Annotated in this window: 1 protein-coding gene; it reads left to right on the top strand. The window is 75.1% G+C overall.

Annotation, left to right across the window (positions count from 1 at the left end; genetic code table 11):
• Positions 1-619: SDR family NAD(P)-dependent oxidoreductase (locus G3I78_RS46860; RefSeq protein ID WP_164436705.1), on the top strand; the 619-nt coding region annotated here is incomplete at both ends.

Raw genomic sequence — 619 nt, 5'->3', positions numbered from 1 at the left:
CCTCGACTACCGCGGGACCACCGCCCTGGTCACCGGCGCGAGCTCGGGCCTCGGCCGCGAGCTCTCGAGCCGCCTGGCCGGGCGCGGCGCCGACCTCGTGCTCGTCGCCCGTCGCGCCGACCGCTTGGAGGAGCTCGCCGCCGAGCTGCGCACCCGCACGCGGGCGACCGTCACCGTGCTCCCCTACGACCTCGCCACCCCCAGGCCGGGCGCCGCCCTCGCGGCGATGCTCCGGGAGCGCGACATCACCCTCGGCACGCTCGTGAACAACGCCGGGTTCGGCTCGCACGGCGCACTCGCCGACGCGGACTCGGACCGCGTCGCCGCCGAGGTGCAGGTGAACGTCGCGAGCCTCGTCGACCTCACGCGCACGTTCCTGCCCGAGCTGGTCGCCACCGGTCGCGGCGCGCTCGTCAACGTCGCGAGCACCGCCTCCTACCAAGCGACGCCCGGCATGGCGGTGTACGGCGCGACCAAGGCCTTCGTCCGCTCCTTCACCGAGGCGCTCTGGTACGAGACGCGGGGCACCGGCCTGCGCACGCTCGCCCTGTCCCCCGGACCGGTCCCGACCGAGTTCTTCGACGTGCTCGGCGCGGAGGAGGCGAAGATCGGCCAGGTC

The organism is Streptomyces sp. SID13726, assembly GCF_010548375.1.
In the GTDB taxonomy this organism is placed as follows: domain Bacteria; phylum Actinomycetota; class Actinomycetes; order Streptomycetales; family Streptomycetaceae; genus Streptomyces.
The sequence above is the reverse complement of the archived record's forward strand: the minus strand, read 5'-3'. Positions and strand labels throughout refer to the sequence as shown.